We start from the raw sequence: 6,128 nt of genomic DNA on the forward strand, positions 1-6,128 counted from the left end.
GCCTTGTGTCTGGATAGAAACAATCTGACAGTGTTTTTCCGCTGCCCGACACACTAGGCTACACGCAGCAACACGGCAGACACATGCCGACACATGAACAATATGGCGTGAAAGGGCGGCAGATGAGCATCAGCGGATTGATGGCGGCGGGCAATACCATCGGCAGCGGCTTGCGCCAGGTGGGCAGCGGCATCGGCAAGGTGGCCAGTGGCGGCAGCGAGGCGCTGGCCGGCGCCACTACCGTGGCGGTGGGCGTGGTGCAGGCAGCGGCGCAGACGGCGGACATCGCCACCCTGGGCGCTGCCGGGCTGGCGGGGGTGGCCGGGCTGAAGGCGGTAGGCAGCCTGATCGATACCGTGGCCTGAGCCTGCGGCAAACCTTGCAGGCAAAAGCATGGTGGCTGGCTACAATGCGGCTATATTCCTGTCTGCAAGGTGTGTCATGTCGATCTGCATCCTGTTTCCCACTGCCAGCGAGGCGGCGTTGTTCCAGCGCGATGGCGTGCGCAGCATCATCAGCGGCGTGGGCCTCACCGCTACCGCCTACAGCACCATGAAGACCATCCAGCAGCACCAGCCCTCACTACTGATACTGGCCGGCATTGCCGGCATGTACCCGCATGCCGACCTGGCGATTGGCGATGTGGTGCTGGTGGCTTCCGAGGTGGAGGCCGACCTGGGTTTTTTCACTCCCGAAGGCTTTACCCATCTGGCGCATCTGCCGCTGGACATGGATTTCGTGCGCCGCCATACCCTGCCATGCCACCACCTGCCGGCTGACACGCCGTTTCCGCTGGCGCGCAGCGCCTCGCTGAACGCCGCGCTGGCGCCGTTCATCGACAGTCGCGGCGTGGATATTGAGAACATGGAAGGTGCGGCGTTCTTCCACGTTTGCCGCGAGGAACAGGTGCCATTCCTGCAGCTGCGCGCCATTTCCAACGTGGTAAAGCCCGGCCATGATGACTGGGACATGACCGGTTCGGTGCAGGCGCTTACCGCAGGGCTACACCGCTTGCTTGATCATCTGCAGGTGGCACATCCAGGCAATTAGGAATAGGACGATGCCGAGTGGTTTTGTGTTCTGGATCAAAGTAGGCTGGCTATTGCAGCCGTAGCATGGATTCGAACAAGCGTTAGCAACCCACCCTAAGGAGTCGATATGTTTCCGGAATTTCGCGATCTGATCAGCAAACTGAAAACCGAAGATGCCCACTTTACCCGTCTGTTCGACCGCCACAACGAGCTGGATCAGCAGATCAAGAACATGGAAGCGCGCATCGAGCCGGCCAGCGCGGTAGAGATCGAGAACCTGAAGAAGGAAAAACTGAAGCTCAAGGACGAGCTGTACGTGATCCTGAAGGCCGCCGAAGTCTGAACATTGCGCTTTCGCGCCAGCCGAAACCCCGCCAGTACAAGCCTGGCGGGGTTTTACTATTGTGGATATAGGCAGCCTGCACTGCGTGATGGGCGCCAGGGTGGCAAGTTGTATATGTCGAATTGGACACACTTTCGACAAAACAGGCATCTTCAAGTTATGACTTGTAGATCAAATAATCATTTACAAGCTTGCGATAAGTTATAGTGCAAAAAAACGCTGGCTCCCCCCCGTGGAATGACTAGCCGGCAATGACAACACAAGCAATTGGGACCCCATCCCCGTGAGTGAGCTGAACGACAAGACCACAGTTCTGGTCATCGATGATTCGCTGACTGTCCGGCAGTCGGTGCGGGCAATGCTGGGCAATGTCGACATTACCCGTGCCGACATGTGCGCCAACGCCCCCGACGCGCTCAACCGCCTGAAAAGCCGTCAGTTCGACGTGGTGCTGTGTGATTACCACCTGGGCGAGGGCATGAACGGGCAGGAGCTGCTGGAGCAGCTGCGTACCGAAGGCGGCATCCCGCTGACCACGGTGTGGATCATGATCACCGGCGAGCGCAGCTACGAGCGCGTGGTGGCCGCCGCCGAGGTGGCGCCGGACGACTATATCCTCAAGCCGTTTTCCAGCCAGATGCTGCTCGACCGCATGCAGCAGGCCTTCCATCGCAAGTTTTTCCTGCGCCCGGCGCACGAGGCCCTGATGCAGGGCCGCGAGAAGGACGCCATTCCCATTCTGGAAGGCCTGGTCGCCAAGGCCGACAATATGGTGAAAAAGCTGGATGTACTGCGGCTGCTGGCGGAAACCCACCTGGCGCTGGAACAGTACGATGCGGCGGCCAAGCGCTACCGCGAAATCATGCAGCTGCGGGCGATACCCTGGGCCAAGATGGGCATGGCGCGCATCCTGCACGCCCAGGACAAGGCGGCGGAAAGCGCCGAGCTGCTGCAGGAAATCATCGAGGAAGCGCCGCACTACACCGATGCCTATGATTCGCTGGCGCACAACCTGGCCCGTTGCGGGCAGTTTGCCGAGTCGCTGGCGGTGCTGGAAAAGGCGGTAGCGATGTCGCCGCGCAATTTTCGCCGCCTGTGCCTGGCCGGCGAGAGCGCGCTGAATGCCGGTGACCCGGCCAAGGCGGCGCAGTTTCTGGAAAAGGCGGTACAGGTTGGCCGCAACAACAGTGCGTTTGGTGCCGACGTGCTGATCGACTTGCTGCAGGCGCACAGCGAGGCGGGCAATACCGACAAGATGGACCAGGTTGCCAACCAGCTGTCGACCATGTTCAAGCACGGCCAGGATGCCTTCCTGCCGCATGTCTGCCGTGCCATCAGCCTGCTGGGGCGGCAGGCGCATGCCGAGGCGCAGGAATCGCTGCGCCAGGCGGCGGCCTTGCTGGGCGAAGGGCGCCTGGCCTGGCGCAGCGGGGTACGCTTCCTGGAGGCCGTGGTGCGGCTGCCTCCCGATATCGAAGGCTACTGCGGGCCGGAATGGATACAGCGGCTGGCGCTGCGTTTTGCGCGTACCCATCAGGACGTGGAACAGCTCACCGCCATGACCCGCAAGCGCGAGCAGCTGGCGCAAGTGATCCGCGATGTGTATGCCGAACTGCAACTTACCAACGACGAGGCAGTGGCACTGACCAAGGACAAGCAGCGGGTGCAGGCGGCGCAGTTGCTGTACGAACAGGCGCAGCGCACCCTCAACGAGCGCCTGGGCATGAACGCCTGTGCGCTGCTGCTGCAGCAGGGCGATGCGGAAAGCATTGCCCGGGTACGCGAGCTGATGCACTGGCTGCCGCTGGAGCATGAGCGGGTGCAAGGTTTCCAGCGCAGGCTGCTGAAGCTGGACAACGCCGGCAGCGAGGCCGAGATAATCAAGGAATAAGCTGCCCGGCGGGAGTTTATCCGCCGCGGCATGGTCCCATTCCTTGTCATGCCGGACTGTCTGGCCATGAAAGGAGCGATCATGCGGCTGCTCTGGATTTGTCTATTGCTGGGCGGGCTGGCTCACGCGGCGCCTCCCTTGCCCGAGATCGAAGGCTGGCAGGACTACCAGGCCGGACGCTGGCAGCAGGCACGGGACCGCTTCCAGCGAGCGGCGGCAGAAGGCAACCGCGTGGCGGCGTTCAACCTCGCCATCATGCACTGGCGTGGCGAATCGGTACCCGTAAACTACGACAAGGCCTTGCGCTGGTTGCGGGTGGCGGCCGACAAGCGGCTGCCACAGGCCGAGTACGTATTGGGGCTGTTATATGAACATGGTGACCATGTGCCCCGGTCGCAGCCGCGCGCCACCAGCTGGTTCATGCGGGCGGCACTGCAGGGCCTGCGAGCTGCGCAGCTGGATCTCGCTACCCAGTATTACCTTGGCCGCGGCGCGCCACGCGACCTGCGCATGGCCGCCTACTGGTACGAACAGGCCGCCGAGCAGGGCGATGCCGGCGCCCAGTACCTGATTGCCAGCATGTATGAACACGGCGATGGCGTCGGTCAGGATCTGGAGCGGGCCATCCTCTGGTATGCGCGGGCTGGTGTACAGGGCGATGTCGCCGCCAGCCTGAAAGCCATTGCCCTGGCGCGGCGAATCAGTCCGGCACAATAATCCTTCATATTCAGCAGTTTGCAAAAACGTGACGCAGCAAAGTGTCACGTTTTTGCTTTTTGCCGGCAGTTTGCCGTAGGGCTGTGGATAAGCTTATCCACAGCTGTTATGCGGTCGGCGGGAGTGGGGCTTATGTCCATGGAATTGCGCGTTTTGTTTAAAGTGTTTTGGTAATTTTGTTTTTAATGCCAAAACGGCAGCGATTTTTTGTTTATTGTCAGACAGGACGGTCAACCTGAATGTCATCGCCGGCTGTTTGTCACTGCCTGCCTGGTCGAATCCTGCTGCAGCAAGGCTGCCAAGCTAGTGGGTCGGCGAAGTGGCTGCTTATGCCTGTTGGTTTTTTTGTGGCATTGCCCTTCAGTACAATGGCCTATGAATTTTCCTATTCATACACTGGCATCCTCACATAACGTGTCCATGGAGTGTCTGTATGAGTGCGGTAAGCCAACAAGCAAAAATCGTCGCCATCACTGGCAAGGTAATTGCCGTCTCGCCCGATGGCAGCCAGCGTGTATTGCACCTGGGTGATGTGGTGGCAGTGGGGGAATACCTCGTTGTTGCCGCAGACGCCAATATCGAAATGCAGCCATTCGATGGCGAGGCCGTGAAGATCGCCGGCCCGCGCGACCTGACCATCACCGATGACGTCTTCGGCCATGCCGACAACAGCGATGCCGCCCTGGCCACCATGCCGACCGAAGCGCAGCAAGTGCTGGCCGCCCTGCAGAACGGCGCCGATCCGCTGCAGAACCTGGAAGCCACTGCCGCGGGCCTGACCGGCGCAGGTGGTGAGGACGGCGGTACCTCCTACACCATTCTGGGCCGAGTGAGCGAAGGCGTTACCGCCGCATCGCTGGATTCCTCGCTGAGCGAAAGCACCACTACCACCCAGCAAACCAACCCCGCCAATGGCCTGCAGGTCGCCGCGGAAGTACTGTCCGTTTCCGGTGACAGCGTGGCAGAAGGCGAGACCAACAGCTTCGTGGTCAACCTCAGCGCCAACAATATCGATACCACCATCCAGCTGCAGCTGGGCAGCGGCACCGCCACTGTGGGTACCGACACCAACCCGGAAACCGTGCGCGTCGTGATCAATGGCGTGGTGCAAACCGTAACCGTGGCTGCCGATGGCAGCTTCGCCGTGAATGTGCCGGCCGGTACCACCAGCTTCCAGGTACAGGTGGATACCCAGGATGACAAGACTTACGAAGGCACGGAAAACTACTCGCTGACTGCCAGTGGCAGCACCAGCTCCGCTACTGCCGAAGCCGGCATTACCGATGCGGCCGACCTGCCGAAAGTCTCCAGTGTGGAAGGCAACTCGGTAGAAGAAGGTGGCCAAAACACCTTCACCGTTACCCTGAGCAACGACAGCACTACCGCAACCACGGTTAACCTGACACTGGGCGACGACAGCGCAACCCGCGGCAAGGATTATTCCGGCCTGAGCGTTACCGTCATCATCGATGGCGAAGAGCAGTTCCTGGAACTGGGCCCGGATGGCGAATTCACTGTCACCGTACCGGCAGGCGCGACCACATTCCAGGTGCAGGTAGGCACGCTGAATGACGACACCTACGAAGGTAACGAGCAGTACACCCTGACAGCTGCGGCCAACGGTGGCGAAGCTACCGGCACTGCCACCATCACCGACGAAGCCGACCTGCCGAAGGTAGAGAGCGTGGTTGGCGATACCGTGGTGGAAGGCGAGAGCAACACCTTCACCGTTACCCTGAGCAACGACAGCACTACCGTTACCAACGTAACCCTGACCCTGAACTCCGGTAGCGCAACGGTGGGTGACGATACTGGCACCTCCTTCCGTGTCAGCTTCGATGGTGGTGCTTCCTACGTCGATGTGGCCGGCAACGTGGTACAGGTGCCGGCAGGTGCCACCAGCTTCCTGGTGCAGGTGGCTACCAATGACAACGAAACCTATGAAGGCAACGAAAGCTACACCCTGACTGCTGCGGTCAATGGTAGTGATGCAGAAGGTACCGCCACCATTACCGATGAAGCCGACCGTCCGAGCGTCAGTATCAGCGACGCCGGCCAGGTGAACGAAGGCAGCGACGCCCACTTCACCGTCAGCCTGAGCCAGGCTGCCGACGTGGATGTAACCGTCAAGCTGCAACTGAACGCC

6 protein-coding genes are annotated in these 6,128 nt (G+C 60.8%); all 6 read left to right on the forward strand.

Features of this window, described 5'->3' with window-relative positions:
* The first annotated feature begins 83 nt into the window (after nucleotides 1-83).
* Nucleotides 84-365: a hypothetical protein gene (locus tag ACFOKJ_RS15650; RefSeq protein ID WP_390281303.1), complete on the forward strand. Its 282-nt coding sequence runs from the start codon at nucleotides 84-86 to the stop codon at nucleotides 363-365.
* Between the two features lie 76 nt (nucleotides 366-441).
* Nucleotides 442-1,050: a phosphorylase family protein gene (locus ACFOKJ_RS15655; RefSeq protein WP_390281305.1), complete on the forward strand. Its 609-nt coding sequence runs from the start codon at nucleotides 442-444 to the stop codon at nucleotides 1,048-1,050.
* Nucleotides 1,051-1,158: 108 nt separating this feature from the next.
* Entirely contained in the window at nucleotides 1,159-1,374 is a 216-nt protein-coding gene (locus tag ACFOKJ_RS15660) for a YdcH family protein (RefSeq protein WP_390281307.1), read from the forward strand.
* Between the two features lie 283 nt (nucleotides 1,375-1,657).
* Nucleotides 1,658-3,265: a response regulator gene (locus tag ACFOKJ_RS15665; protein WP_390281309.1), complete on the forward strand. Its 1,608-nt coding sequence runs from the start codon at nucleotides 1,658-1,660 to the stop codon at nucleotides 3,263-3,265.
* An 81-nt stretch (nucleotides 3,266-3,346) separates the two neighbouring features.
* Nucleotides 3,347-3,982 carry a tetratricopeptide repeat protein gene (locus tag ACFOKJ_RS15670; protein WP_390281311.1) on the forward strand — a complete coding sequence of 212 codons (636 nt, stop codon included), beginning with the start codon at nucleotides 3,347-3,349 and terminating at the stop codon, nucleotides 3,980-3,982.
* A 433-nt stretch (nucleotides 3,983-4,415) separates the two neighbouring features.
* Nucleotides 4,416-6,128 (forward strand): retention module-containing protein (locus ACFOKJ_RS15675; protein ID WP_390281312.1); only part of this gene is annotated, 1,713 nt, incomplete at its 3' end.

Source organism: Vogesella amnigena (assembly GCF_042648905.1).
Taxonomy (GTDB): Bacteria; Pseudomonadota; Gammaproteobacteria; order Burkholderiales; family Chromobacteriaceae; genus Vogesella; species Vogesella amnigena.

Coding starts and splice junctions, on each gene's coding strand:
- ACFOKJ_RS15650 (WP_390281303.1), top strand. CDS start 84: ATGCCGACACATGAACAATATGGCGTGAAAGGGCGGCAGATGAGCATC.
- ACFOKJ_RS15655 (WP_390281305.1), top strand. CDS start 442: ATGTCGATCTGCATCCTGTTTCCCACTGCCAGCGAGGCGGCGTTGTTC.
- ACFOKJ_RS15660 (WP_390281307.1), top strand. CDS start 1,159: ATGTTTCCGGAATTTCGCGATCTGATCAGCAAACTGAAAACCGAAGAT.
- ACFOKJ_RS15670 (WP_390281311.1), top strand. CDS start 3,347: ATGCGGCTGCTCTGGATTTGTCTATTGCTGGGCGGGCTGGCTCACGCG.